The sequence below is a fragment of the Paenibacillus sp. PK1-4R genome (assembly GCF_030369595.1).
GTDB lineage: Bacteria > Bacillota > Bacilli > Paenibacillales > Paenibacillaceae > Paenibacillus.
The window spans coordinates 4,754,265-4,780,369 of the sequence record NZ_CP126535.1 but is presented as its reverse complement, the minus strand read 5'-3'; the positions used below and the strand labels follow the sequence as shown (position 1 = coordinate 4,780,369).

General features: G+C 46.2%; 25 protein-coding genes and 1 other annotated feature. Of the genes, 23 read left to right on the top strand and 2 right to left on the bottom strand.

Annotated features, from left to right (window positions below; translation table 11 throughout):
- The first annotated feature begins 41 nt into the window (after positions 1-41).
- The 15 genes from QNO02_RS20810 (at position 42) to QNO02_RS20740 (ending at position 15,691) form a co-directional block, all read left to right on the top strand.
- Positions 42-809: a cell division protein FtsQ/DivIB gene (locus QNO02_RS20810; RefSeq protein WP_091028483.1), complete on the top strand. Its 768-nt coding sequence runs from the start codon at positions 42-44 to the stop codon at positions 807-809.
- Between the two features lie 293 nt (positions 810-1,102).
- A complete protein-coding gene (gene ftsA / locus QNO02_RS20805) occupies positions 1,103-2,389 on the top strand; it encodes a cell division protein FtsA (protein ID WP_074095848.1) in 1,287 nt (428 codons plus the stop codon).
- Between the two features lie 151 nt (positions 2,390-2,540).
- On the top strand, positions 2,541-3,656 hold the full coding sequence (gene ftsZ / locus QNO02_RS20800; protein ID WP_091028484.1) for a cell division protein FtsZ: 1,116 nt from the start codon (positions 2,541-2,543) through the stop codon (positions 3,654-3,656).
- Between the two features lie 261 nt (positions 3,657-3,917).
- Positions 3,918-4,898, top strand: coding sequence for a sigma-E processing peptidase SpoIIGA (spoIIGA, locus tag QNO02_RS20795; RefSeq protein WP_091014080.1), 981 nt, complete (start codon positions 3,918-3,920; stop codon positions 4,896-4,898).
- Between the two features lie 11 nt (positions 4,899-4,909).
- Entirely contained in the window at positions 4,910-5,632 is a 723-nt protein-coding gene (sigE, locus tag QNO02_RS20790; protein WP_017687308.1) for an RNA polymerase sporulation sigma factor SigE, read from the top strand.
- A 111-nt stretch (positions 5,633-5,743) separates the two neighbouring features.
- Entirely contained in the window at positions 5,744-6,526 is a 783-nt protein-coding gene (sigG, locus tag QNO02_RS20785; protein WP_017687309.1) for an RNA polymerase sporulation sigma factor SigG, read from the top strand.
- Positions 6,527-6,700: 174 nt separating this feature from the next.
- The gene (locus QNO02_RS20780) at positions 6,701-7,093 is read left to right on the top strand and encodes a YlmC/YmxH family sporulation protein (protein WP_165980230.1); all 393 of its coding nucleotides are present in this window, start codon (positions 6,701-6,703) and stop codon (positions 7,091-7,093) included.
- Positions 7,094-7,144: 51 nt separating this feature from the next.
- Positions 7,145-8,044, top strand: coding sequence for a peptidoglycan editing factor PgeF (gene pgeF / locus QNO02_RS20775; protein ID WP_105599697.1), 900 nt, complete (start codon positions 7,145-7,147; stop codon positions 8,042-8,044).
- A 6-nt stretch (positions 8,045-8,050) separates the two neighbouring features.
- Positions 8,051-8,752, top strand: a complete 702-nt coding sequence (locus QNO02_RS20770) for a YggS family pyridoxal phosphate-dependent enzyme (RefSeq protein WP_036614854.1) — start codon at positions 8,051-8,053, stop codon at positions 8,750-8,752.
- Entirely contained in the window at positions 8,743-9,210 is a 468-nt protein-coding gene (locus tag QNO02_RS20765) for a cell division protein SepF (RefSeq protein ID WP_036614853.1), read from the top strand. The genes QNO02_RS20770 and QNO02_RS20765 overlap by 10 nt, the downstream gene beginning before the upstream one ends.
- Before the next feature lie 7 nt (positions 9,211-9,217).
- A complete protein-coding gene (locus tag QNO02_RS20760) occupies positions 9,218-9,487 on the top strand; it encodes a YggT family protein (protein WP_260632824.1) in 270 nt (89 codons plus the stop codon).
- A 15-nt stretch (positions 9,488-9,502) separates the two neighbouring features.
- Entirely contained in the window at positions 9,503-10,285 is a 783-nt protein-coding gene (locus QNO02_RS20755; protein ID WP_091014083.1) for a YlmH family RNA-binding protein, read from the top strand.
- A gap of 240 nt (positions 10,286-10,525) precedes the next feature.
- Complete coding sequence (locus QNO02_RS20750) at positions 10,526-11,035, top strand: DivIVA domain-containing protein (protein WP_062835445.1); 510 nt, start codon at positions 10,526-10,528, stop codon at positions 11,033-11,035.
- 57 nt (positions 11,036-11,092) lie between these two features.
- Positions 11,093-11,385 (top strand) — a binding site (T-box leader).
- Between the two features lie 682 nt (positions 11,386-12,067).
- A complete protein-coding gene (ileS, locus tag QNO02_RS20745; RefSeq protein ID WP_289389875.1) occupies positions 12,068-15,166 on the top strand; it encodes an isoleucine--tRNA ligase in 3,099 nt (1,032 codons plus the stop codon).
- Between the two features lie 165 nt (positions 15,167-15,331).
- Positions 15,332-15,691 (top strand): DUF5665 domain-containing protein, encoded by a 360-nt coding sequence (locus QNO02_RS20740; RefSeq protein WP_091028493.1) that lies wholly within the window; start codon positions 15,332-15,334, stop codon positions 15,689-15,691.
- A gap of 38 nt (positions 15,692-15,729) precedes the next feature.
- Here QNO02_RS20740 and QNO02_RS20735 read toward each other — a convergent pair whose 3' ends face one another.
- On the bottom strand, positions 15,730-16,467 hold the full coding sequence (locus QNO02_RS20735; protein WP_091028495.1) for a TraR/DksA C4-type zinc finger protein: 738 nt from the start codon (positions 16,465-16,467) through the stop codon (positions 15,730-15,732).
- 222 nt (positions 16,468-16,689) lie between these two features.
- Here QNO02_RS20735 and lspA point away from each other — a divergent pair, with 222 nt between their 5' ends.
- The 8 genes from lspA to QNO02_RS20695 all read left to right on the top strand — a co-directional run bounded on the left by lspA (position 16,690) and on the right by QNO02_RS20695 (position 23,208).
- The gene (gene lspA / locus QNO02_RS20730) at positions 16,690-17,184 is read left to right on the top strand and encodes a signal peptidase II (RefSeq protein ID WP_017687321.1); all 495 of its coding nucleotides are present in this window, start codon (positions 16,690-16,692) and stop codon (positions 17,182-17,184) included.
- Positions 17,177-18,139, top strand: a complete 963-nt coding sequence (locus tag QNO02_RS20725; RefSeq protein WP_371129030.1) for an RluA family pseudouridine synthase — start codon at positions 17,177-17,179, stop codon at positions 18,137-18,139. Before lspA ends, QNO02_RS20725 begins: the two co-directional genes overlap by 8 nt.
- 110 nt (positions 18,140-18,249) lie before the next feature.
- Positions 18,250-19,503 (top strand): LL-diaminopimelate aminotransferase, encoded by a 1,254-nt coding sequence (locus QNO02_RS20720; protein WP_036674844.1) that lies wholly within the window; start codon positions 18,250-18,252, stop codon positions 19,501-19,503.
- Positions 19,504-19,706: 203 nt separating this feature from the next.
- Positions 19,707-20,597, top strand: a complete 891-nt coding sequence (locus QNO02_RS20715; protein ID WP_133386011.1) for a decaprenyl-phosphate phosphoribosyltransferase — start codon at positions 19,707-19,709, stop codon at positions 20,595-20,597.
- Between the two features lie 18 nt (positions 20,598-20,615).
- The gene (locus tag QNO02_RS20710; protein WP_036614827.1) at positions 20,616-21,248 is read left to right on the top strand and encodes an HAD-IB family hydrolase; all 633 of its coding nucleotides are present in this window, start codon (positions 20,616-20,618) and stop codon (positions 21,246-21,248) included.
- 26 nt (positions 21,249-21,274) lie between these two features.
- Positions 21,275-21,565 carry an EamA family transporter gene (locus QNO02_RS20705; protein ID WP_502921890.1) on the top strand — a complete coding sequence of 97 codons (291 nt, stop codon included), beginning with the start codon at positions 21,275-21,277 and terminating at the stop codon, positions 21,563-21,565.
- A complete protein-coding gene (locus QNO02_RS20700) occupies positions 21,552-21,872 on the top strand; it encodes an EamA family transporter (protein WP_327196662.1) in 321 nt (106 codons plus the stop codon). The genes QNO02_RS20705 and QNO02_RS20700 overlap by 14 nt, the downstream gene beginning before the upstream one ends.
- Before the next feature lie 31 nt (positions 21,873-21,903).
- Positions 21,904-23,208 carry a DUF6080 domain-containing protein gene (locus tag QNO02_RS20695; protein WP_289389872.1) on the top strand — a complete coding sequence of 435 codons (1,305 nt, stop codon included), beginning with the start codon at positions 21,904-21,906 and terminating at the stop codon, positions 23,206-23,208.
- Between the two features lie 91 nt (positions 23,209-23,299).
- On the opposite strand, the gene QNO02_RS20690 is transcribed toward QNO02_RS20695, so the two are convergent.
- Entirely contained in the window at positions 23,300-25,975 is a 2,676-nt protein-coding gene (locus QNO02_RS20690; RefSeq protein ID WP_289389870.1) for a YhgE/Pip domain-containing protein, read from the bottom strand.
- Between the last annotated feature and the right edge of the window lie 130 nt (positions 25,976-26,105).

The following is a 26,105-nucleotide window of genomic DNA, read 5'->3' as shown; positions in this document are numbered from 1 at the left end:
TCTTGAAGGGAGGGGACCTGAGGCTTTGTGGAGCGCTACTTATGCCTAAAAGTCAAATTCCGGTTCTGAAGAAGAATCGGCCAAAAGGAAACACAAGCCGCAAAATTGTAATTATTCTCTTATTATTATTTATTGTATTGCTCGCTGTATTATTCTTTCGTTCTTCCATGAGTCGGATTTCGGCAATTGAAATTACGGGTAATGTATATACAGCAACTTCAGAACTGCTGGAGAAAAGCGGGCTGAAAGAAGGCGAACAATTTTTTGGGACAAGTACTGCCGAGGTTATTGAGCGTCTCAAGACCATCAAGGCGATTTCCACCGTTACCGTGGACAAGCAATTTCCGGGTATTATCCACATCAAGGTTCAGGAATATGCCACGGTTGCTTATGAGCTTGGTTCTGACGGTACGTTAAAAGCGATATTAGCCAGTGGGACAAGCTTGACGGTTCCGGCAACAATTGGTGTTGCTGTGGAGAAGCCCATATTGACCCAATGGAAGGCTGATGATCCACTCAAAGCCAAACTGAGCCAGACACTGGCTAAAATTCCGAATGAATTGACGACGGATATTTCGGAAATTATTCCGAATCCAACACCTTCATTTCCGGATCAGATTCGGATGTATACCAAATCACAGTTTGAAGTGATTACAACCGTCTCTCTTTTATCGGATAAAGTGGAGTATCTGAATCAGGTGATTGAGACCGAACGGCCTGGGAAAATCACCATGCTTGAGGCAGATACCTATGTCCCTTTCATCCCGGATGACCCGGAAGATGATGCTGAACTAGGAGGAACCCCCTGATCTTTGCCATTATGAGGCTGGACTGAATATGAAAGCCTAGGCAGGTCGGGGTTTGGCCCCGTCAGAGCAATGAAACTTGTTCTTTCTGAGATGAAGAAAAAATGATACACTTGAACTTATGGCACATGAGTTGCCTCCTTCTTTTTTCTTCAATGTTTTATGTCTGGCAACCAGATTTTGACACCCAAAAACATTGTAGAAAAAAGAGGGAAAGCCTGAAGTGTGTTGAATATGTTTTAAGAGTGTTTAAATTCGAACTTAATTTACTATTGGAGTCAGGAGGTGCCACAGACTTGAGCAACAATGACATCATTGTTAGTTTGGACATCGGTACATCCAAAATTCGCGCTATTATTGGGGAAATGAATAATGGAACCTTTAATATTATAGGAGTTGGATCTGCCGACTCGGAGGGAATTCGCAAAGGTGTAATCGTAGATATCGATCAGACGGTGCAGTCGATTCGCAACGCAGTGGATCATGCAGAACGTATGGTAGGTATTCAAATATCCGAAGTGTATGTTGGAATCTCGGGAAATCATATCGGACTGATGAGCAGTCACGGCGTCGTGGCTGTGTCTAACGAGGATCGTGAAATCGGAGAAGAAGACATGGAACGGGTGTTGAAAGCAGCCGAAGTCATTGCAGTTCCGCCGGAACGGGAAATTATTGATGTTGTCGCCAAGCAATATGTTGTAGATGGCTTGGAGGGCATACAGGACCCCCGTGGTATGATTGGTGTTCGTTTGGAAGTTGAAGCAACGATCATAACGGGTGCAAAAACCGCGATACATAATCTTTTGCGCTGCGTGGAAAAAGCGGGTCTGAAAGTAAGCGATCTGGTTCTCATGTCGCTTGGAGCGGGTCAACTGGCTTTGTCCAAAGATGAAAAAACGATGGGTTCAGTGCTTGTTGATATTGGAGCAGGTGCAACCACCATCGCCATTTTTGAAGAAGACAGTCTTGTTGCAACATCAACGTTGCCTATAGGTGGGGAATTCGTAACAAATGATATCGCCTATGGATTACGCACGTTAACGGATCAGGCGGAGAAGGTGAAACTGAAATATGGTTGTGCCTGGTTGGATGATGCTGCTGCGGATGTGATGTTCAAAGTCACCCGAATTGGCAGTAATGTAGACAAGGAGTTTTCACAAGAGGATCTGGCGGCTATTATTGAACCTAGGGTTCAGGAAATATTCCAGATGATATCCCAAGAAGTGAAGCGTCTTGGTTACAACGAGCTTCCTGGAGGTTATATACTAACGGGAGGTACGGTCTCTATGCCGGGGGTTCTGCAGGTCGCTCAGCATGAGCTTGCTGCTTCGGTACGAGTTGCAGTTCCGGATTATATTGGTGTGCGTGACCCTGGGTTTACAAGCGGAGTCGGCATATTGCACAGTGTAATTCGCAGTTTGCGCATTCGTCCCTCGATCAATAACGGCGGTGGAAATAACAACAACAACAATAATAACAACAAGAAACCGACCAACCGTCCGAAGCCAAATACGGCACAGGAATCGGAGCAAAAACCCGGTCTGTTCGAACGGCTGAAGAATATGTTCAGCGAATTTATATAACAGGTTGGATCCATTTCATACATTCTTGTAAGCCGTCTGAATGCGCCGGTACTAAAATAAACGCTTTCGTTCGTCGATATATGAAATTGATTCGGTTCAAATCAAAAATTGGACGGGCCATCCATGCACATTGAGGGGGAGATGGAATAATATGTTGGAATTTGATTTCGAGATGGAGAGCTTGGCTCAAATTAAAGTCATCGGTGTAGGCGGCGGCGGAAGCAATGCAGTCAACCGTATGATTGAAAATGGTGTACAAGGTGTTGAATTTATTACGGTGAATACGGATGCGCAGGCGTTACACCTGGCGAAATCCGAGCATAAATTGCAAATCGGTGATAAATTGACTCGTGGTCTTGGTGCTGGCGCCAACCCGGATGTAGGTAAAAAAGCAGCGGAAGAGTCCCGCGATCTGATCATGAACACGTTGAAAGGTGCAGACATGGTATTTGTTACAGCCGGTATGGGCGGTGGTACAGGTACAGGTGCGGCTCCGGTTATTGCCGAAATCGCTAAAGAGTGTGGTGCACTTACAGTGGGTGTCGTAACTCGCCCATTTACATTTGAAGGACGCAAGCGTTCCAGCCATGCAGAGCAAGGTATTGAAGCTCTCAAGGAAAAAGTCGACACACTGATCGTAATTCCTAATGATCGTTTGCTCGAAATCGTAGATAAAAAGACACCTATGCTTGAAGCGTTCCGTCAAGCGGATAACGTACTTCGTCAAGCGGTACAAGGTATCTCTGATTTGATCGCTGTACCGGGTCTGATCAACCTTGACTTTGCTGACGTCAAAACGATTATGCATGAACGTGGTTCTGCACTTATGGGGATTGGTGAATCAACAGGTGAGAATCGTGCGGCAGAAGCAGCACGGAAAGCCATTATGAGTCCTTTGCTTGAAACTTCTATTGAAGGTGCTCGCGGCGTAATCATGAACATTACGGGTGGCATTAATCTGTCCCTGTATGAAGTGAACGAAGCGGCAGAGATCGTAACGTCTGCTTCCGACCCGGAAGTAAACATGATCTTTGGTGCCATCATTGACGAAGACCTGAAAGAGGAGATTAAGGTTACAGTTATTGCAACTGGTTTTGAAGATAAACCTGCTCCACCACCACCAGGACGTAAGCCAGCTCCAGCAACAGCGGAGACGACGGATACGCGTTCGCCGAACCTGCGTCCTTTCGGAAATCAGCCGAGCAATGATCAGCTGGACATTCCGACATTTTTACGCAATCGTTCACGCAATAACAACAACGATTAATACGCAAATCAATTTATTGGAAACCCGGTACTCCTTATGGAGCGACCGGGTTTTTTCTGTTTATTTAGATATCATAGCATACAGCAATGAACAAATTCTGAACAAAGGGCCTGAGCAATTCCGACAAAAAAAGTTGGAACCACACCCCCATGATTAGACAGACTTTGAACAGGGGGCTCCGTATACTTGTGAATATGCTCATGAATATCAGGATATCGGGTACCGGTATTTCGATATGTTGCGCGCAGGCAGGTGAAGACTTTGGTTGTTTATGTGGATTTAATTTTTTTGACAAACCTGTGTATTGACGGTGCACTCATCGGAATGACCGCCTGGATGCGCAAGACAAAGCTGGTTTGGTGGCGATGGTTGCTGTCAGCCATTGTGGGTGCATTATACGTGGTCATGATGTTTGTACCGGAGTTTGATTTTATGTTCACCTTTTTGATCAAGTTCGGGTTCTCGCTGGTCATGCTTACGATTGCTTTTGGTTTTAAGGGTCTGCAGGCTTTTGCGAGGACGCTCGGTACCTTCTATGTGATTAATTTTGTCGCTGCCGGAGGTATTCTGGGTGTGCATTACATGCTTCAGAGCTCCGGTGAGTTGTTTAACGGCATTTGGTTCACGGCTTCTGGCGGTATGTCATTTGATCTGAAAATTGCTTTCTGGTTCACGTTTATCGTATTTTTTGCTGTCCTGTTTTTATTCAAAGCTGTGCAGAGTTCAAAACGGAAAACGGATCGCATGACGACCTATTTGGGCAAAGTTGAGGTCTGCATCGATGAGGTAGTCATTTCTTGTACAGGCCTTCTGGATACGGGCAATCAACTTACAGATCCCTTATCGCGCATGCCGGTCATGGTGATGGAGGTTTCGTTATGGCAAGACATGTTACCTGCTTCATGGAAGGGTAGACTCAAGGACGAGGCGCCGGACAACCTTATTCTCGAGCTTGATCAGGAAAGTTTTCAGTGGCAGGATCGACTGCGGCTAGTGCCTTATCGGGGCATTAACAAAGGGACTGCGTTTATGTTGGCCATGAAGCCGGACCGGGTGAAGGTGACGATGGAGGAAACATGTTATGAGACGACAAGAGTACTCATTGGGCTGGATGGAGGTGTTTTGTCGTCGGATGGGAAATACCAGGCCGTGATTCATCCTGAACTTGTGCAAGACGCTGCTTCTGCGCAGTCTACGGCTCTCTCTGCGGGAGCAACAGAAAAGCCGCTGAATGTGGTATAGGAGGAACGTACATGCTTGTGAAATGGAAACTGGTGGCGCAGCTGCAATACTACCGTCTGTTATTTTTATTGGGACTCAAAAGCGAAGAGATCTATTATATTGGGGGAAGTGAGGCACTTCCGCCGCCATTGACAAGGGAAGAAGAAGAATTTTTACTGCAAAAATTATCCTCGGGAGACTCGGCCATTCGCGCGATGCTTATTGAGCGCAATCTGCGTCTGGTGGTGTACATCGCACGCAAATTTGAAAACACTGGAATCAATATTGAGGATTTGGTCTCCATTGGAGCCATCGGATTGATTAAGGCAGTTAATACATTTGACCCGGAAAAGAAAATCAAACTGGCAACCTATGCTTCACGTTGTATCGAAAATGAAATTTTGATGTACCTGAGACGTAATAGTAAGATCCGAACTGAAGTTTCTTTTGATGAACCGCTCAACATTGATTGGGATGGAAATGAACTATTATTATCCGATGTATTGGGTACTGAAAACGATACAATCTATCGGAATATTGAAGAGCAGGTAGACCGGAAACTTTTGCACAAGGCACTGGAAAAATTAACGGAGCGCGAGCGAATGATTATGGAGCTTCGTTTTGGCCTGACGGATGGGGAAGAAAAGACTCAAAAAGATGTAGCGGATCTACTTGGAATCTCCCAATCCTACATCTCTCGACTCGAAAAAAGAATCATTAAAAGACTCCGCAAGGAGTTCAATAAAATGGTCTGAAATACATCTTTGGTCAGAATGGGTATTACTGGCAAGGGTGCCAAGTACGAATAAAAAAGCCTGCCCCGGAGATAATGTACATTAATGTTTCTCCTTGGGAGGTAAATCACGATGACCCGAAACAAAGTCGAGATTTGTGGCGTGGACACCGCAAAATTGCCTGTCCTCACCAACACTGAAATGCGGGAATTGTTTCATTCCCTTCAGCAACACCATGATCGCTCAGCAAGAGAGAAATTAGTGAATGGCAACCTGCGTCTGGTACTCAGTGTCATTCAGCGTTTTAACAATCGGGGGGAGTTTGTCGATGATCTGTTCCAGGTTGGTTGCATCGGCCTGATGAAAGCCATTGATAATTTTGATTTATCCCAGAATGTCAAATTTTCAACCTACGCGGTGCCGATGATTATCGGTGAAATCCGTCGATACCTGCGTGATAATAACCCAATTCGGGTATCTCGCTCCTTGAGGGACATTGCTTACAAAGCACTTCAGGTCCGTGACAGCCTGACGAATAAAAACTCCCGGGAACCGACGATATTCGAAATTGCGGAAGTACTGAATGTGCCGAAGGAAGATGTTGTTTTTGCATTGGACGCCATTCAGGACCCGGTCTCGCTCTTCGAACCGATTTATCATGATGGTGGAGATCCGATCTATGTCATGGATCAGATCAGTGATGACAGAAACAAGGATGTCTCGTGGATCGAGGAAATTGCACTGCGTGAAGCGATGCATCGTCTTGGTCAGCGGGAAAAAATGATTTTGTCGATGCGGTTTTTCGAAGGGAAAACCCAGATGGAAGTGGCTGATGAAATTGGCATTTCCCAGGCTCAGGTATCACGTCTGGAGAAATCAGCGATACAGCAGATGCAAAAACATGTAAAGTCGTAACACGATGCAAGGGCAGAAGGACGATCAATCGGGGCAGTGTATACCGTTGGTCGTCTTTTTGTTTTGGACCGTTTCCACATTCGATGAAAAACAGGACATTTTTCGCCCCTGAAACATATATTGTATAGAAGCGTGAAGAACGGGCAGAAGAGGAATAACAGGGGGCGGAGATGAATGAAAGTAAATACGAGCGAAGTAGCGGCACGAGGCATGAAAATCTCGGACTTTCAGACAAAGGATGTCATTAACATTACGGATGGTAAACGCCTGGGTCAGATCAGTGACTTGGAGCTGGATCTGAAGCAGGGACGAATTGAAGCGATTGTAGTGCCGGGGTACAGCCGTTTTATGGGTCTTTTTGGCGGGGGAACGGATCTGGTGATTCCCTGGAGAAATATTGTGAAGATTGGCTCAGATGTGATTCTGGTAAAGATGGATGAGGTAAAGGAAAACACGTATGACGAACGTGATCGCGAAGCGCGCCTGTATGATGAACAGCAGCATAACCGCACAGACCGTGTGGAACGCATTGAACGATCAGACCGTAATCAGCGTCGAACGATATAAATGAGACAGAATGTGGCTCATTTGGTACACTGGAAGTGGTGAGGTGAGATAATGGAACCCTTTGTATTGGATAAAGAATTACTTGAACGGACCAAGAACCCAAATTCAGATTTCGGTCCTGATCCGTTATTATTATATGTTGAGCCCTGGAAACAGCAATTTGAACAGCTGTCAGTCGGATTTACGACGAGGCATGGTGGAGTTGGAAAAGTTCCGTATGCCACGCTCAATTGTGCTTATCATGTGGGGGATGACCCTGAAGTTGTACTTAACAACCGTAGGCTTGTAACCGAGAAGCTTGGCTTTGCAGCAGAAGCATGGACCTGTGGAGAGCAGGTGCATGGCAAACATGTGGCTGTAATTACCGCTGAAGATCGGAGCAGAGGATTACTTGATCGTCAATCTGCGTTGCAGGATACGGATGGATTGGTCACGAATGTGCCTGGTGTGCTGCTGACTTCTTTCTATGCCGACTGTGTTCCGCTTTATTTCTATGACCCTGTGCAGCAGGCGGTAGGTCTTGCGCATGCCGGCTGGAAAGGTACAGTCGCGGGTATCGCTGTATCCATGGTGGAGACGATGGAACGGGAGTATGGCAGCCGTAGGCAGGACATTCGAGCTACAATCGGTCCGTCGATTGGGGATTGCTGTTATGAAGTGGATGAGGCGGTCATGCAGCATGTACGGGTTTGGTTTGATGATTCCCCGGTTAATGATAAATACGAGGATTCTGCTTCTAAACAAGCATATCGAGCCGTGAATAACGGTAAAACGATGTTAAACTTGAAAGAATGTAATCGACACATTATGATGAAAGCAGGAATAATGCCGGATCATATCGAATGTACAACATGGTGTACAAGTTGTCATCCCGAACTATTTTTCTCCTATCGGAAGGAAAATGGTGTTACAGGGCGGATGGCGAGCTGGATTGGGCTGGAAGAGAGGTGACCCTCTGTGTCATTGGAGGAGCGTATACAACAGGTAAATCAGAAGATCGAGGATGCATGTCGGCGCAGTAACCGTCATCGTGATGATGTGAATGTGATTGCGGTCACGAAATATGTCTCACTTGAAACAACGGGATCGGTGCTGGATCATGGTCTTGAGCATATTGGAGAAAACCGGTGGCAGGATGCACAGGCCAAATGGGAAGCTTTTGGTCAGCAGGGTACCTGGCATTTTATCGGTCATTTGCAGACAAACAAGGTGAAAGACGTGATTGGCAAGTTTCGTTACATACATTCACTGGATCGTTTGTCATTGGCGAAGGAGTTGGATAAAAAAGCAGCTTCACTTGGCATCCAAGTGGAAACGTTTTTGCAGGTGAATATTTCGGGTGAAGAGAGCAAGTATGGATTACAGCCTGAACAGGCAAGTTCTTTTTTGCGTGATATTCGTTCGTTCAACAATCTCAAGGTCGTTGGCCTGATGACCATGGCACCTCATGAGGAAGATCCGGAGCTGACGCGTCCCGTATTTCGTGGATTGCGTGAGCTGAGAGATCAATTGAATGGACAAGCCCTTACAGCAGAGCCATTGACTGAGCTGTCGATGGGGATGTCCAATGATTTTGAAGTGGCCATTGAAGAAGGTGCAACCTGGGTACGGCTAGGATCGATTCTCGTAGGAAAAGAGGAGGGTTCACGATGGGCGTAATGAATAAATTTATGAATTTCCTCGGACTTCAGGAAGAGGAAGAGATTGTGGAACGTGAACGAATGGCTGCGCAGGAGGAAAATGAGGCTGAACATCAGGAAGCTGAAACCTCCAGTCTCGATAAACGTAGAAACCAAAGGGGGAATAATGTGGTGAGCATTCATTCCCAGAAAAATGTTAAAGTTGTCCTGTATGAACCGCGTTCTTATGACGAGGCTCAGGAAATTGCCGACCATCTGCGTTCGCATCGTACCGTTGTGGTGAACTTGCAACGAATTCGCCAGGACCAAGCGCTGCGCGTTATTGATTTTTTGAGTGGCACGGTATATGCATTGGGTGGCGGTATTTCCAAAATCGGCGGAAACATTTTTCTCTGTACGCCAGATACGGTTGAAATTCAGGGCTCAATTACGGAAATACTGGCTGACAGCGAGCAAGATTATAACAGAATGAGGTGAGCCACTTTTGTATCAGATTGAAAGCGTGTTGTACACGTTATACCAGATTTACTTTTACATGGTCATTGTCTACATATTGATGTCTTGGCTTCCCAATGCGCGGGAAAGCTTCATCGGTGAATGGCTGGGCAAATTAGTGGAGCCATATCTAAGACCATTCCGTCGATTTATCCCCCCTTTGTTCGGTGTGCTGGATATTTCCCCGATTGTGGCGCTAATCGTTCTGCAACTCGCGCTTAATGGGCTGATCTCCATACTTCGGTATTTTGTATATTAGGGTAGGGTGATATAGATGAGCGGTGAAATTTACGAACATTTTAGCCATGATGAGCGGGATTTTGTAGATAAAGCTTCGGATTGGGTTGAGCGGGCAGGTAAGTATCATGATATGAAGCTAACTGACTTCCTTGATCCAAGACAGGTTTTTATCTTACAGACTCTTGCCAATCGCCGTAACGATGTTCAGATTCGTCTGGATGGTGGTTACGAGGCTGCTGAACGCAAGCGTGCGCTGGTTGCACCTGATTATATGTATCTGGATGATGAGGATATGGGTATGCAGGTGCTCAGTATCACGTCTGATGATCAGAAAATCTCGGAGCTGGAGCATGGGGACTATATGGGTTCCCTGCTCGGGCTTGGGATGAAGCGTGGAAAGATCGGGGATATCCAAGTGCTGGAGGACGGTTGCCATACAGTGGTGGCGGCGGAAACCGGCGCTTTTTTATCGCTTCAACTGAATCAGGTGCATCGGTTACATGTGTTCACAGAGTTACTTCCTTTGGATCAGATGCGATGGTCAGAGAGTAAGCTGGAGACGATGGACATTACGGTTGCTTCTCTTCGTTTGGATGGAATCTGCGCAGATGTGTATCGGCTTAGTCGCAGTAAAGTGCTGGTGCCGATCAAAGCTGGTCGTTGCCGTGTGAACTGGAAAGTTGAGGAAGATCCTTCCAAATCACTAAAAGCGGGTGATGTCGTATCCATTCAGGGATTTGGCCGTTTCAAGGTTATGGAACAGGATGGGATGACCAAAAAAGGACGTTGCCGAGTGAAAATCGGCAAATTTGCCTGAGTCTGTTGCAGGAAAATCCGCTTTCTTGTCGAAATGTTTATCATAAAGGTGTAGAAAACACGCGGTGTATCCGATATACATTAAGTCAAAGCTTTACATGAACGTTGGAGGATGCAATTCTGATCCTGCATTCCGTATACGTTGCCAAGGTTAGGCATCAACGATACGGCCCCTTGGGTGGTACCCATATGCTGCAAACCTTCTCTGGACGGGAAGGAACTTTAACAGGAGGTGGACAGCATGCCATTAACGCCGCTGGACATACACAACAAGGAATTTTCCCGACGTTTGCGCGGGTATGACGAGGATGAAGTCAATGAATTCCTGGATCAAGTCATCAAAGATTACGAAGGCGTCATTCGCGAGAACAAAGAGCTGAGCAATCAGTTGCTGTCCGTTCAGGAAAAGCTGGATCATTTTGCCACGATTGAAGAGACACTTAGCAAAACGATCATCATTGCGCAGGAAGCTGCTGATGATGTGAAGAACAATGCGAAGAAAGAAGCGCAGTTGATCGTGAAGGAAGCAGAGAAGAATGCAGACCGGATCGTGAATGAATCGCTGGGAAAATCGCGTAAAATTGCTTTGGAAGTGGAAGAACTGAAAAAGCAGGCATCGATTTATCGTGCCCGTTTCCGCACGCTTGTTGAAGCGCAGCTTGAACTGTTGACTCAGGATGGTTGGGAAGTGCTGGAGAGCCGGGAGCAGGAAGTGCGTGACCGTGAGCGGGAGATGAAAGAAATTTATTAGTCTGTCGCCTGGTTGACTTTTGTCTGCAAAGAGGCTATAACTATATTCATAATGAATAGTGATTCCATGACGGGTTCAGTACGTTATGATCTCATCCCTCAGAGAGTTGGTGGTTGGTGCAAACCAATGGATGAGTTATAGCCGAATATCTCCCCGGAGAAGTGACGCTGAAGCGGTGATTGTGATTGCCGTGTGTAAGCCGAACCGTAAGCCGTACGTTATAACGGCACCCTGCAGTAGTTTAGCGGGGCATAAGCGCTGTTGATGACAGAGCATACCCAGGCTTGCCTGGATGTGGTTTGTGATGAACAGAATTAGGGTGGTAACGCGAGTATAGCCTCGTCCCTTTCCAGGGATGGGGCTTTTTTGTGTTCAAAAAAGGCGAACGTACATGAGGCCCGAAGGGACCTCAAGGAGTGAGCCGCTCGCCGGGAAAGCGAAGCCGCCCGGCACACGGGTTCGCCAAGGCGAACGTCCTTGAGGCCCGAAGGGACCTCAAGGAGAGAGCCACCCGCCGGGAGAGCGAAGCGCCCGGCACACGGGTTCGCTAAGGCGAACGCCCATGAGGCCCGAAGGGACCTCAGGGAGAGAGACGTCCGCCGGGAGAGCGAAGCACCCGGCACACGGGTTCGCTAAGGCGAGCGTTCATGAGGCCCGAAGGGACCTCAGGGAGAGAGCCGCCCCGCCGGGAGAGCGAAGCGCCCGGCACACGGGTTCGCCCAGGCGAACGTACATGAGGCCCGAAGGGACCTCAAGGAGAGAGCCGCCCGCCGGGGGAGCGAAGCACCCGGCCACACCCGCCTCGCGGTAAGGCCATGCGGCGTTCACGCAGGGAACAGCCGCAAAATGGCCGCCACTACGCACATCCACCCCTCGGCCATAAGCGCCACCGATTCCCCACCGACAACCCATCCCGGGTGTCCAGAGGGCGGAGCGCCTATGGGGTCCCCCTTGGTAAGGGGGATTTAGGGGGATTGAAACGCTTTTTGTGGACGGTCCACAATCCAACCAAAGAAAGGGAAGATAATCATCATGCAACGAGTTGACGTCAAAGAGAAGGCACGTACCAGAGAATTACGCGTGTTAGATAAATGGAAAACGGAGAATACATTCAAAAGATCCATCGAAAACCGGGAGGGCAAGCCAAACTTCGTATTTTACGAGGGTCCACCAACAGCGAACGGTAAACCGCATATCGGTCATGTACTGGGACGGGTAATCAAGGATTTTGTTGGACGGTATAACACCATGAAGGGTTACCGTGTCGTTCGTAAAGCAGGCTGGGATACACATGGTCTGCCTGTAGAACTGGGTGTACAGAAGAAGCTAGGTATCTCCCACAAGTGGGAAATCGAAGATTACGGCGTGGAAAAATTCATTAACGAATGTAAAGCGAGTGTATTCGAGTACGAGCAACAATGGCGTGATCTGACAGAAGGCATCGGATATTGGACGGATATGGATAACCCATACATCACTCTTGATAACAACTACATCGAGAGCGTATGGAACATCCTAGCGACGATCCACGAGAAAGGACTGCTGTATCGTGGTCACCGTGTGAGCCCGTATTGTCCATCTTGTCAGACAACATTGAGTTCCCATGAAGTTGCACAAGGATACAAAGACGTTAAAGATCTGAGTGCTACAGCGAAATTCAAACTGAATGACAGCGGAGAATTTGTACTGGCTTGGACGACAACACCTTGGACACTGCCTTCACACGTTGCACTTGCCGTGAATCCGGATATGGACTACTCCCGTGTTCGTCAAGGTGATGAAGTGTACATCATGGCAACCAATCTGGTTGAAAAAGTGATGAAAGATACCAAAGGTGAGTATGAGATCATCGGTGCACTGAAAGGTGCCGACCTGGTTGGCAAAACGTATGATCCTCCGTTCAACTACGTACAGGCTGAGAAAGCCAACATCATTCTGGGTGCAGGCTTTGTAACGGATGCAAGTGGTACGGGTATCGTACACATGGCTCCTGCCCATGGTGAAGATGACTACCGTGTATGCCGTGAGAATGGGATCAGCTTTGTGAACATGGTGGACTTGGAAGGTAAATTTGTAGCTGAGGTTACTGACTTTGCCGGACGTTTCGTGAAGGATTGTGATATTGATATCGTGCGATATCTGTCTGAAAATGGACGTTTGTTCAGCAAAGAAAAATATGAGCACAGTTATCCGTTCTGCTGGCGTTGTGATACACCGCTTCTGTACTATGCAATGGACAGCTGGTTTATCCAAACAACAGCCATCAAGGACCAATTGATTGCCAACAACAGTGAAGTGGATTGGTACCCAGGTCACGTTCGTGAAGGTCGCTTCGGGAAATTCCTCGAGGATCTGGTGGATTGGAACATCAGCCGTGATCGTTATTGGGGAACTCCGCTGAACATCTGGGTGTGCGAGGAGACTGGCGAACAATTTGCTCCACACAGCATTGCAGAATTGCGTGCTCGTGCGGTAGGTGATGTGCCTGAGAATCTTGAATTGCATAAACCATATGTGGATGACGTTAAAGTCATGAGCTCTTGTGGCAAATATGAAATGAAACGTACACCGGAAGTGATCGATGTCTGGTTCGACAGCGGCTCCATGCCGTTTGCCCAGCAACACTATCCATTTGAAAATAAAGAAGTATTCGAACAGCAGTATCCTGCTGATATGATCTGTGAGGGAATTGACCAGACACGTGGCTGGTTCTACAGCTTGCTGGCGGTTTCTACCCTTTTGACAGGCAAAGCGCCTTACAAAGCGGTTATGGCTACAGGACACGTTCTTGATGAGAACGGACAGAAGATGTCCAAATCCAAAGGTAACGTTATCGATCCTTGGGAAGTGATTGAAGAATACGGTACAGATGCATTCCGCTGGGCTTTGTTGTCTGACAGTGCACCGTGGAACAGCAAACGTTTCTCCAAAGGTATCGTAGGCGAAGCCAAATCCAAAATGGTGGATACGCTGGTTAACACCCATGCATTCCTGACGCTTTATGCTACCATTGATGGATTTGATCCACAGGAGCACCCGTTCCAACTGTCCGCACACAAGCTGGATCGCTGGATTCTGTCGAGACTGAACAGCCTGATCCTGGTTGTAGAAAAAGCGTTGCTGGTTAACGACTATCTGAACTCTTCCAAAGCGATTGAAGCATTTGTTGATGAACTGAGTAACTGGTATATCCGTCGTTCCCGTGACCGGTTCTGGGGAAGTGGCCTGACAGAGGATAAACTGGACGCTTACCGTACATTGACTGAGGTGTTGGTGACTACTGCAAAACTGGTTGCTCCGTTTACACCGATGCTTGCAGAAGATATCTATCTGAACCTTGCAACAGGTGAGAGTGTGCACATGGAAGACTATCCGGTAGCCAATGAAGCGATGATTGATGCAGGACTGGAACAGGACATGGAGACGGCTCGCCGCGTGGTTGAACTTGCCCGTAACGTTCGTAACGAAACAGGCATCAAGACACGTCAGCCACTGTCCGAATTGATTGTTTCTCTGGATAAAGGGTTTGACCTGGCAAGTTATGAAGAGATCATCAAGGAAGAGATCAATGTAAAAGGAATCCGTACGGAGCATAATGATGCGGAATTTGTTGACTTTACATTAAAGCTGAACCTGAAAGTTGCAGGTAAGAAATACGGTAAAAACGTAGGATTCCTGCAAAACTTCTTCAAGGGAATGTCGGCTGATGAGACGCGTAAAGTGGTTTCGGAGGGTGTGCTGAACATCGTTTCTCCGGAAGGCGAAGAGCTGCAAGTGACGAGCGAAGAATTATTGGTTGATAAACAGGCCAAATCAGGTTTTGCTTCAGCATCAGGTTACGGTCTGACGGTGGCGCTCAATACCGAAATCACGCCAGCATTGGAACAGGAAGGCTGGGTCCGCGAAGTGGTTCGTGCTGTGCAGGATACCCGGAAACGACTGGATCTGCCAATTGAGAAAAGAGTACGTTTGACGCTGGATGTGGATGCATCCCTTCAGGAAGCTATTCAGGCGTTTGATGATGTGTTGCGTGAAAATGTTCTCGTAACCGAAGTCACTTTTGGTTCGAATGAGTCGATGGAACGTGTTGAAGCCGGAGGCAAATCGATCGGTATTTACATCGAAGCGTAATTCGGAGCATGTCCCATCCAATTAGGACAGAATTTAGAGTATAAACCAACGAGCCGCAGAGGCAGGGACATATTCCCTGGTTCTGGGCTCGTTTGTTTTTTAAGCAAAAAGGCAATGATTCTATAGTGCAGTCAATCTATATTGATCAAAGGAACTGACCATAACATGAGCGAACATGACAAGCAACCCGCATCCACTTCACAACAATCAACATCTGACAATCTAAATTCGCATGACAAAATTGAAGAGTTACATACCCTGACGAACCGTCTGGCGAATGAACTGGAACGTTCACGAATTGCGCAATACACAGAATTGCTGAACAGGCCATGGAAGCTGATTGGACTTAACCTGTTGTCTGGAGCCGCCCGAGGTGTGGGGATTGCGATTGGGTTTACCTTTTTTGCAGCAACGATCATTTACGTTTTGCAGCTACTTGGGGCGCTTAATCTTCCCATTGTTGGAGACTACATCGCTGATATTGTGCGCATTGTCCAGCGTCAGCTTGATATGAACACCTACTAAGCGATTATCAATTAAAGGTGAAAGATATCAAAGTGCATTTAGTACATGTCATCCGTCTCCATATCCGGTTCTAACAGACCCTCGCCTTCACGGTTCTCCAGGTACTGACGATATTGCCGATTGCGCACGATGGAGACGTCATGACCATAGATGTCCGTGGCAACAAAGCTTTCGTACGCTTCAACGCAGCCTTCCACTTCATCGGTTGCTTCAATCGCCATAACATCATAGCTGTCGATATCACGTCCCTCAGCCATGGCTGGTGAGTTCGATGTGCCCCAGCTTTCAACAATCTGCCAGGTGTCTTCACCATCGAAGCCATTTTGGTCATCACGCTCGTCCAGACTGGTTCGACCAAATGCCGGGGCAAGGAATTCTTCCTCTACAGGACGGTTTTCGGAGACAACGGTTTCCGGTTGATGTTTTTTGCAGTATTTGGTGTAGGGAACAGCTTCCATGCGTTCATAAGGGATGGGTTGCTGGCAGACGGCACATGTACCATAATGTCCTTCTTCGATGGAATGCAGTGCAGAATCGATTCGCTCTAATTGGAATTCATCATGTTCTAGCAGGGAAATATCTTTCTCGCGTTCATACACCTCCGTGGCTATGTCACCAGGATGGTTATCAATCGGTGATAATTCACCTGTCTGTAGTTTAAGGGAGTCTCCAAGGCCATAATGTTCGTTTTCCGACAGTCTATGTTCAATATCACGCTTATCGGACATCAGTTGGGAACGTAAAAATTGCAGTTGTTTGTTAGTAAAATGTGACATGATTTTCCCCTTTCTGCGTTCATGCTGGAATCCGGATTTTGACTCTATTGTAGGATGTGCCATTAAGGGCAAGATTACAGAAGGGAAATGTTATCGTTTTTGCCATAAGCATTGCTGATATAGCGCGTCGTGGACGATTTCCAAACAGCTGTGCTACAATAAACAAGTCTGGCGTAAGGCTGGTATCGTTTGGAAAAGACAAGAACGGAGTGACAAACAAACGTGGTGTATTATATCCTCGCTTTTATCGTATTTTTATTGGATCAGGGAACCAAGTATCTGATTGCAACCCGGATGGAGCTCAGAGAAGAAATTCCGGTCATCGGCAATTTTTTTGTCATCACATCACATCGTAACTCAGGAGCAGCATTTGGCATTTTGCAAGACCAGCGTTGGTTCTTTATCGTGGTTACGTTGATTGTGGTCGTTGCCTTGATTTGGTATTTGCAAAAGGTAAAAGATACCCCGCACAAATTGCTGCCTGTGGCGCTTAGTTTGGTGCTTGGTGGAGCAATTGGCAACTTCCTTGACCGGGCATTGACCGGAGAAGTTGTAGATTTTGTACAACTTAATTTTGGAAGTTATACGTTTCCCATTTTTAACATCGCCGATTCGGCAATCTGCATCGGTGTAGGGTTGATCATAGTGGAGACATTGCTTGAAGGACGGCGCGAAAAAGCAGCCGCGAAGATTGAAGGGAATGAACATCATGAGTAATCCGAATAAGGAACAGATTAACGACGAAGAACTAATGAATGGCAATGAACGTATGGAATGGACCGTTGCCGCTGAACATAAAAAAGAACGAATTGACAAATATATTACGGAAGCCGTGGATAACGTATCTCGCTCCCAAGTTCAATTGTGGATCGGAGACGGAATGGTTACGGTAAATGGTGCTGTTGTCAAAGCCAATGCCAAGTTATCCGAAGGGGATCTGGTTGAGTTACAGATTCCTGAACCGGCTGCCGTTGAGATCATTGCCGAAGATATTCCGCTGGAAGTGGTATATGAAGATAGCGACTTGATCGTGATCAATAAACAACGTGGTCTTGTGGTGCATCCAGCACCAGGACATACGTCGGGCACACTCGTCAATGCACTTATGCACCACTGTAAAGACCTCTCGGGTATTAATGGGGAGTTGCGTCCTGGTATTGTGCATCGTATCGATAAGGATACATCGGGTTTGATCATGGCTGCCAAGAACGATCGTGCTCATGCATCACTGGCTGCTCAGTTGAAGGAACATACGGTGAACAGACGGTATATTGCGCTCGTTCATGGTCATCTTAACCATGATCAAGGGACCATTGATGCACCGATTGGACGGGATACCAATGACCGCAAAATGTATACGGTCACAGAACGTAACAGTAAACATGCCGTTACGCATTTTACCGTTACTGAGCGGATTAATGATTACACCTTGTTGGAATTGAAACTGGAGACAGGACGTACTCACCAGATTCGGGTTCACATGAAATTTATTGGTCACCCGCTTGTAGGAGATCCAACTTATGGACGGAATAAAGGCATCAAAATGCAAGGACAGGCTCTTCATGCGGCCATTCTTGGATTTGTGCATCCAACAACGGGAGAATACCTTGAATTTTCAGCTCCGATTCCGCAAGATATGGAAGACGTGCTTGCCTCGCTACGCAGTCGTTAACAGCTCCAAGAAAGTACAAATGTTCGGATACTTTGTCCATGGCTTTGATCACGCAAATGCTTCATATTAAAGTGTAGAAATTTGCGTCAAATGAGGAGATGAACAACGTTATGAGTATCGATAAATATCAAGAAACTTACATTCAGACTAATTTTGCCGACCGTATCGGTGGCTCCAACTATGGTAAAGACACGAACATTTATAAATTCGAGAAAATCAAACGTGCCAAAGCTTCGGCCAAAAAAGATTTTCCCGATGTGGAACTGATCGACCTTGGTGTAGGTGAACCGGACGAAATGGCGGATGCAGGCATTGTGGCTGCACTCGCAGAAGAAGCTTCCAGACCTGAGAACCGTGGTTATGCCGACAATGGTATTCCTGAATTCAAGGCTGCTGCTGCTTCTTACCTGAAAAACGTATTTAACGTAGAAGGTATTGATGCAGATACTGAAATCGTACACTCCATTGGTTCCAAACCGGCTTTGGCGATGATGCCTTCATGCTTCATCAATCCGGGTGATGTGACCATCATGACCGTTCCAGGTTATCCGGTTATGGGCACACATACGAAGTATCTGGGTGGAGAAGTGTTCAACATTCAGTTGACGAAAGAGAACAACTTCCTGCCTGATCTGACGGCTATTCCGGAAGACATCGCAAAACGTGCGAAGTTGCTCTACCTGAACTACCCGAACAACCCTACAGGCGCTAGCGCGACGGTGGAGTTCTTCACTGAAGTCGTGGAGTGGGCTAAGAAATACAATGTTGTGGTTGTACATGATGCTCCATACGCAGCATTGACGTATGATGGCAAGAAACCGTTCAGCTTCCTGTCGGTACCTGGAGCGAAGGATGTCGGCGTAGAGCTGCACTCTCTATCCAAGTCATACAACATGACGGGTTGGAGAATCGGATTCGTAGCGGGTAACCCGCTTGTAGTCAAAGCATTCAGTGACGTGAAGGACAACAATGACTCCGGTCAGTTCATCGCGATTCAAAAGGCTGCTGCTTACGGATTGAATCACCCTGAAATTACGGAAAAAATTGCAGAGAAATATTCCCGTCGTCACGACATGCTCGTTGCCGCATTGAACGAACTGGGCTTCCAGGCTGAAAAACCTAAAGGTTCATTCTTCCTGTATGTTGAAGCACCAAAAGGTGTGGTTGGCGGACGTCGCTTCGAATCAGGCGAAGATTTCTCCCAATTCCTGATCCGTGAGAAACTGATCTCATCCGTACCTTGGGATGATGCGGGTAACTTTGTTCGTTTCTCCGTTACCTTTGAAGCGAAGGGTGAAGAGGAAGAGAAACGTGTTATTGCTGAGATCAAACGTCGTCTGAGCGACGTGCAATTCGAATTTTAATCGTAGCACCCTATAAATTAATCATATCAAAACGAAGAGACCGGAAACGGTCTCTTTTTTTATGCCCATATTAGATTTTTTTCATTTACTCCCTTTACAAAATTATACAAGCAACATATGATTAGATCTTTACGTTATTTGTTATATACAGAAGTTGTTTTTGAAGGGAGTTATTACAATTGTTATCATCACGAACGAGTACGGTGTCCTCACCGGCTACAGGAACAGGCAGTACAGTGTCAGGATTATTCAGATTGTTAAGACCCAAACAGTGGACTAAAAATCTGCTGTTATTTGCTGCGTTACTATTCTCTTTTGAGGAGATTCGGACGGAAACCATTCTTGCGACGTTGCTCGGTTTTATTCTATTTAGCCTCGTTGCAGGCTGTGTGTATATTTTAAATGACTTTGTAGACCGGGACAGGGATCGACAGCATCCGGTGAAAAAGTATCGTCCTATGGCTTCTGGGCAGGTGAATCCGAGTCATGCTTTGTTGTTTGGCATTATTCTATTAATCCTTTCCGTAGGAACGGCCTTCATGATGAACCCGCTATTCGGGGTGTTATGTATCGTCTATTTCCTGTTGAATGTATCGTATTCATTTGTGCTGAAACATCTCGTTATCCTGGATATGATGACTATTGCAGCCGGGTTTGTACTTCGTGCCATTGCAGGTGGTGTGTTGATCCATGTGCCATTCACACCGTGGTTTTTGATCTGTACAATGCTGTTGTCGTTATTTCTGGCCATTGGCAAACGCAGAAATGAACTTACGTTGCTTGAGGGAAATACGGGATCACACCGTAAGGTTTTGGATAACTACTCCATTACATTACTGGATCAATTCAATACGATTGTGACGACAGCTACGATTATCAGTTATTCCCTGTTCACATTCACTTCAGATCGAACCATTCATCTCATGTGGACGATTCCATTGGTCATTTACGGCATGTTCCGTTACCTGTATCTGATACACATGAAGAACCAGGGAGGTTCGCCCGATCGGGTGCTGTTTGAGGACAAGCCCATATTAATTACGGTTATGTTGTATGTGATAAGTGTTGTTACAATCTTTGCTATCTTTGAATAAAGGCTGAGGGGGATCAGGGTGAAAAGCACGAAAGTCGCAATTTTTGATATTGATAAAACAATCATACGCAGTGATTCCATGTTTCAATTTGTGCATTACGGTGTTCGCCGTTACCCGTGGCAGGTATGGAGATTACCTGTCATCGCATTACATACCGTGTTATTCAAGGCAGGCTTCATGACTGTTGAACAAGTTAAACGATCCTACTTTCAAGAGATTGAGCGTATGTCTGAAAAAGATCTCGAACATTTCTTTGATACTCGTTTGCGTACGTCCATTTTTGCCGAGGCCAGTGTAGAGATGCAACATCGTAAAGAAGCAGGCTATCATGTCTTACTGGTAACTGCATCTCCGCATGCCTATATGAAATACTTTAATAATTTCCCCTGGGTGGATCATGTAATTGGAACTGAACTTGTCCGTCATGAGAATGGTTACACATGCAGAGTTGATGGCAGCAATTGCAAAGGGGAAGAGAAGGTACGCCGAATTCAGGCTTATCTGAGTGAGAAGAATATGGTCATTGATTATGACCAGTCATGTTCCTACTCGGACTCCTTATCCGACCTTCCAGTCATGCAGCTAGTAAGTCAACGATACTTTATTAACAAGCGTGTTCCGGACATGGAGGCATTAACGTGGGGGAAATAAAATCGCGTCATACTGGTAAATGGTTGATGCTCGTTTCCGCATTTCTGACAGCAACGGGTCAATTGTTCTGGAAATGGGGATTAACCGAGTGGATCTACCTGGGTGTTGGTTTTCTGTGTTATGGACTTGGAGCGATTTTGATGATTAAAGCTTTTGCTATGGAAAAACTCTCTGTTGCTTATCCTCTGATGTGTGCCAGCTACGTATTTGCCTTAATCTATGGATACTTTTTGCTTGGGGAAGAGATTACGGTGCAGAAGCTGGCAGCAGTTGTGTTGCTTGGAATCGGGGTGACATTAACCAGTGTTGATCGATAGCTGGATGGTTGCCGTATTAATTGTCATGACGTTGTGTGGTGCACTGGGCGGGGCCGGACTGAAAGCTTATGCATCCAGTCGCAATCGTCTGCATGTACTCATGGGACTTGGATTCTACGGAACGGGTGCGTTGCTGAATATTGTATTGCTAAAGTTTCTTCCATTAACCGTAGTGTTGCCTGCTAACGCTTTAACATATGTGTGGACTCTCATCATAGCGCGGCTGGTATTTAAAGAGACAGTGGGCCCTTTACGCTGGATAGGTGTGGCATGTATTATGGGTGGCCTATGTTTATTGGTATTTTAGAACTTAATTAATCAGGATGTGAAATGAAAGCATGAACTTTTTAGATTACATATTTTATAATCGCAGAGCCAACTGGACAGCCTTTTACCTGTTTGCAGGATTTGCTTTGTTCTATGGTTTAATGAACGGCTTGTATATTCTGTACATTGAAAATAATGCAGAGATGCTTGGGAAGTATACCCCATTTAATACAACGCTGTTTCCAATCAATTTATTCAACTTTGATCCTTCAATGTATTATGGGGACAACAGTTCTTCCGTGATCCATCCGCTGATCTCCTTTCTCGCAGTCACCCTTGCGGCTGTAGCGAAACTGCTGGGAGGCAACTGGTTCTTTCTAATCCTGCAATCGCTGATTAATGCGGGTTCAGTGGTGCTGGCGTATCTGTTCCTGAGTCAAAAAGAAGATAAACCAACCATTGTACCGCTGTTGTTCGCCTTACTGTTTGGTTTCAGTTCCTACCTGATGTATACCGCGTTGATCCCGGATTCGTATCCGTATGTACAGTTTGTTATTCTGTTCTCAGTGGTTTACATGCAGTATACTCGTGAGCGTCAAGACGTACGATATGTACCCAATGCATTGATTGCGTCCATTAACTTTGGACTAACCTCGACCAATATCGTACCATTTGCTGCTGCCACATTCTTCAATATACATGCATGGCGCAATAAGGCAAATTTGAAAAAATACATCGGCATCATGGCACTAGCGGTTCTGATGATTATCGTATTAACAGGCGTTCAATATGTTGCATTTGGAGGTCGAAGCTGGGTTAGTAACTGGCTATTGGGCATTCAAAATGGTGGGACTAGCTATGCTACACCATTCCAGTTCGCTATTCACTGGAAAGCATTGACCATGCTAACCATCAATCCGATGCTGACACCGAAGATGCATTTACTGGACCCGGGCATGGCAGCCTTTGTTACGGATCTATCCCGTTCCAATCCAATCTATGTGCAGATTACAGGTATCTTTATTTTACTTTTGGCACTCATGGGCTTCATTAAGGGCATTCGTGAACGTGAAGTATGGACCCTTGTGCCATATATTCTATTTGCCTTTTTGCTTCATGTAGTCGTGGGCTTTGGATTGGCTGTATTTCAATATGATATGTACCTGTATGCGGGGCACTATCTGTTTGCGTTCTTCCTGTTGGGTGGAGGTTTTGTCATCAGCCTTCGTACGGGATTGGGGAAAAAAGTGGTTATAGGCTTGATCATGTTATGTGTTATCGTTACGGCAAGTAACAACATCTATCGCCATGTAGAAACATTAACAACAATCAAACAATCCTATAATCAGTTGGAACAGGAACGCTCAGTGAATTAATCAAGATGTATCGATTCATATAATGAAATAAGATAAGGCCATTGGATGGGAAGTCCAATGGTCTTATCTTATTTAGTGTCCAGTAAATGAGTTAAGCAATAATTTTGGTCCTCCTGGCATTCTCGGCTGAACGTTTGGTGAGACTGCTGAGTGGACGTTTCAAAGCGAGAGCAACAATGAGACTTAGCGCGATGAACATACATAACCACAGAATATCCTTGATTGCAGTAGACCACAATATGCCGCCGACCGACTCACGCAGCAGACTGATCGCATACGTGAAGGGCATGAACGGATTTAATGCCTGGAAAAAGGGTGATGTCATGCTGATTGGGAACGTACCGCCGGAGCTGGAGAACTGGAACACCATGAAGATAATGGCGATCCCTTTTCCGATATTCCCAAATACGGACAGCAGGGTGTACGTTATGGTGACAAATACGGCACTCACCAGCATGGCAAACAGGATAAACCACAGTTTATCTGCGACATAGGTACCCAGGATTAAGATATCTCCCAGGGTGACGCATATCGCCTGAAGTAACCCAATGGTCAGAAAAGTAGCGAGACGTCCAAGATACAACTCATATCCCCGGAACCTGCCCTCTGGATTTTCAGCTTCGGCACGAAGCAGAGAAATCAGCAGTGTTGAGCCAACCCACAAGGACAGCACGCCATAAAATGGTGACATGGCCGATCCATAATTCGGAATTGGGTAAAGCTGTTGTTCCTTGATTTGCACCGGACTTGCAAGGAAAGCACTTTCTTCTTCGATATCGCCGCGCAAAAGTTTGGCGAGCTCGGCAAACTGGTTATTACCTTCGACTTCCCTAAGTTTGTCAGCAGCCTTACTGATGGCACTTTCTAATGCTGGCAGATCATCACGTACCAGCGTGGCAACACGATGTACTCCTTTTTCGACCTCCGGAAGCTGGTTCTGGACAAAATCGGATGCCTTGCCTATCTGTTTCTCGGCATTAGGCAGATCATTACGAACAAAATCAGCCGCTTCGTTCAGTTTGGTTCCCAGCTTGGGCAGATCGTTTCGAATTAATGAAGACACGGTGTTCAAAGCTTGGATAAAACCTTCACTTTTGTTCGCGAGTGTCTCTGATATCTCATGGATCTTAGATTGTATTTGAGGCAGGTCGCTCTGGATTTTTGTCAACTCGGTCTGCCCAAACGTAATTCCTTCTTTGGCAGATGCAAGAATGTCCGCAATATCCGGAATTCGATCTTTTGCTCCTTGTAGTGTACTTGCTGAAGTGGAGAGGATGGATCTTAGTTTATCCGCTCCAGCTGCAAGTGCAGGAGATATTTCACTTTCATAGGTGTTTAAGATATTGCCAATGCCGCTGCTAATGTCCTTGGAGAGCGTATTTAACTGAGCGATGACATCTGCGGGCAGCGTTGTATTACGACGCATGGCATCACTGATGATCCCAGCCAGACGGATTTGCAACTGAAGTTTATCTGAAACGGAGTTCAGTTGTGTAATTTTATCGGCAAGTGGATGGCTTGGAAGCAAGTTGTCTATTTTGCCCAGTAGTTCTGCCATACTGTCGACGAGTTTTAACGCAATCCCTAAACGCGAAGCAATCCGGTCGAGATCTTCTGCTGTAGGAAGGTTTTCAAGATCCGAATTTTGCAATTGTGCAAATACGTCTCCAGCAGCGTTAGTAATCTGCTGCACCAGCAGCAGATTTTGGCGGATCGCCGGGCCAATCGCCTGAAACGCTTCTTCACTGGAATCCACGAACTGATTTAATCCCTCTGCAAGCTCAATCCCGTTGCCAGCGATTTGTGATACTTTGTCCAGATCTTGTTCTGCGGCCGTTACGATAGACAGAGCTTTGTTGGTTTTAACCAGCGCCGTTTGGATGACATCTGATACCTGACCAAAGTGTTCATCCACTTCTCGAATGCGTTCTACCGCTTTTTGTATATCCGGTATCCGCCCTTGAATAGCCAGCACTTCGGAAGCCGCATCATTAATTTGTGGCCAATACTCCTGCACCTTGAGCACATACTGTGCCGCTTCATTGATTTCAGGCAGTTTTTTCTCGATATCAACGATCTTTTGAGCATCTTTTACAATCTCAGGCATGGCTTTTTCTACTTCCAGTACCTTTTGACCAGCGGCTTGAATGGCCGGGAGATTTTTCTCCAGTGTGAAAATGCCATTCTCCATCTTGCGCAAAGTTGGAAGCTGGGCATTAATTTCAACCCCGGCTTCCTTCAACTTGCTTAGAACGGCCTCACTGACAGCTTCAGTGAAGTTTTCATTGATTTGTGTTGTTATGGCAGATACACCAGAGCCTGTGATTTTAGGAGCAATGGCATTCACCTTCTCATTAACGGTATAGATCACCTCTGGGCGCTCCAGCTTTCCGTCAACGATACCTGTAATTTTGGATGAAAAGTCTCCGGGAATGAGCAGGCTTGCATAATAATCTCCAGTCTGTACACCCCGACTAGCCTCGGTCCGATCTACAAAAGTCCAGCCCAGCTTTTCATTGTGTTTGAGGCTGGATACCAGTTCGTCTCCGATATTAACACTGGTTCCTTCAACAGTTGCACCCTTGTCCTCGGTTGTCACTGCAATTTTGATCCCCTGGGTGTTACTGTACGGGTCCCATACGGACTTCACGTTGACCCAGTCATACACCCCGGGCAGTAAAATGATAGCCACAATTAAAAATATACCTGTGGGAACCTTCAGAATATGTAACCAGTCTGTTTTGTAAACGTGCCAAATGTGACGCATGACTTCCTCCTAAATGTACATAAATGTAGGGCGTATCTTATTTCTATGACGCATATTTGTGAATCTTATGTATATCGGCATTATGGCAGCATCTATGAATGGGTTCATGTTTATAAACTGTACCCATTTC

Coding starts and splice junctions, on each gene's coding strand:
- QNO02_RS20765 (WP_036614853.1), top strand. CDS start 8,743: ATGGGCGTAATGAATAAATTTATGAATTTCCTCGGACTTCAGGAAGAG.
- QNO02_RS20780 (WP_165980230.1), top strand. CDS start 6,701: ATGAAAGTAAATACGAGCGAAGTAGCGGCACGAGGCATGAAAATCTCG.
- sigG (WP_017687309.1), top strand. CDS start 5,744: ATGACCCGAAACAAAGTCGAGATTTGTGGCGTGGACACCGCAAAATTG.
- ileS (WP_289389875.1), top strand. CDS start 12,068: ATGCAACGAGTTGACGTCAAAGAGAAGGCACGTACCAGAGAATTACGC.
- sigE (WP_017687308.1), top strand. CDS start 4,910: ATGCTTGTGAAATGGAAACTGGTGGCGCAGCTGCAATACTACCGTCTG.
- QNO02_RS20735 (WP_091028495.1), bottom strand. CDS start 16,467: ATGTCACATTTTACTAACAAACAACTGCAATTTTTACGTTCCCAACTG.
- QNO02_RS20720 (WP_036674844.1), top strand. CDS start 18,250: ATGAGTATCGATAAATATCAAGAAACTTACATTCAGACTAATTTTGCC.
- QNO02_RS20810 (WP_091028483.1), top strand. CDS start 42: ATGCCTAAAAGTCAAATTCCGGTTCTGAAGAAGAATCGGCCAAAAGGA.
- pgeF (WP_105599697.1), top strand. CDS start 7,145: ATGGAACCCTTTGTATTGGATAAAGAATTACTTGAACGGACCAAGAAC.
- QNO02_RS20695 (WP_289389872.1), top strand. CDS start 21,904: ATGAACTTTTTAGATTACATATTTTATAATCGCAGAGCCAACTGGACA.
- QNO02_RS20690 (WP_289389870.1), bottom strand. CDS start 25,975: ATGCGTCACATTTGGCACGTTTACAAAACAGACTGGTTACATATTCTG.
- QNO02_RS20750 (WP_062835445.1), top strand. CDS start 10,526: ATGCCATTAACGCCGCTGGACATACACAACAAGGAATTTTCCCGACGT.
- QNO02_RS20740 (WP_091028493.1), top strand. CDS start 15,332: ATGAGCGAACATGACAAGCAACCCGCATCCACTTCACAACAATCAACA.
- ftsZ (WP_091028484.1), top strand. CDS start 2,541: ATGTTGGAATTTGATTTCGAGATGGAGAGCTTGGCTCAAATTAAAGTC.
- QNO02_RS20725 (WP_371129030.1), top strand. CDS start 17,177: ATGAGTAATCCGAATAAGGAACAGATTAACGACGAAGAACTAATGAAT.
- QNO02_RS20755 (WP_091014083.1), top strand. CDS start 9,503: ATGAGCGGTGAAATTTACGAACATTTTAGCCATGATGAGCGGGATTTT.
- QNO02_RS20705 (WP_502921890.1), top strand. CDS start 21,275: ATGCTCGTTTCCGCATTTCTGACAGCAACGGGTCAATTGTTCTGGAAA.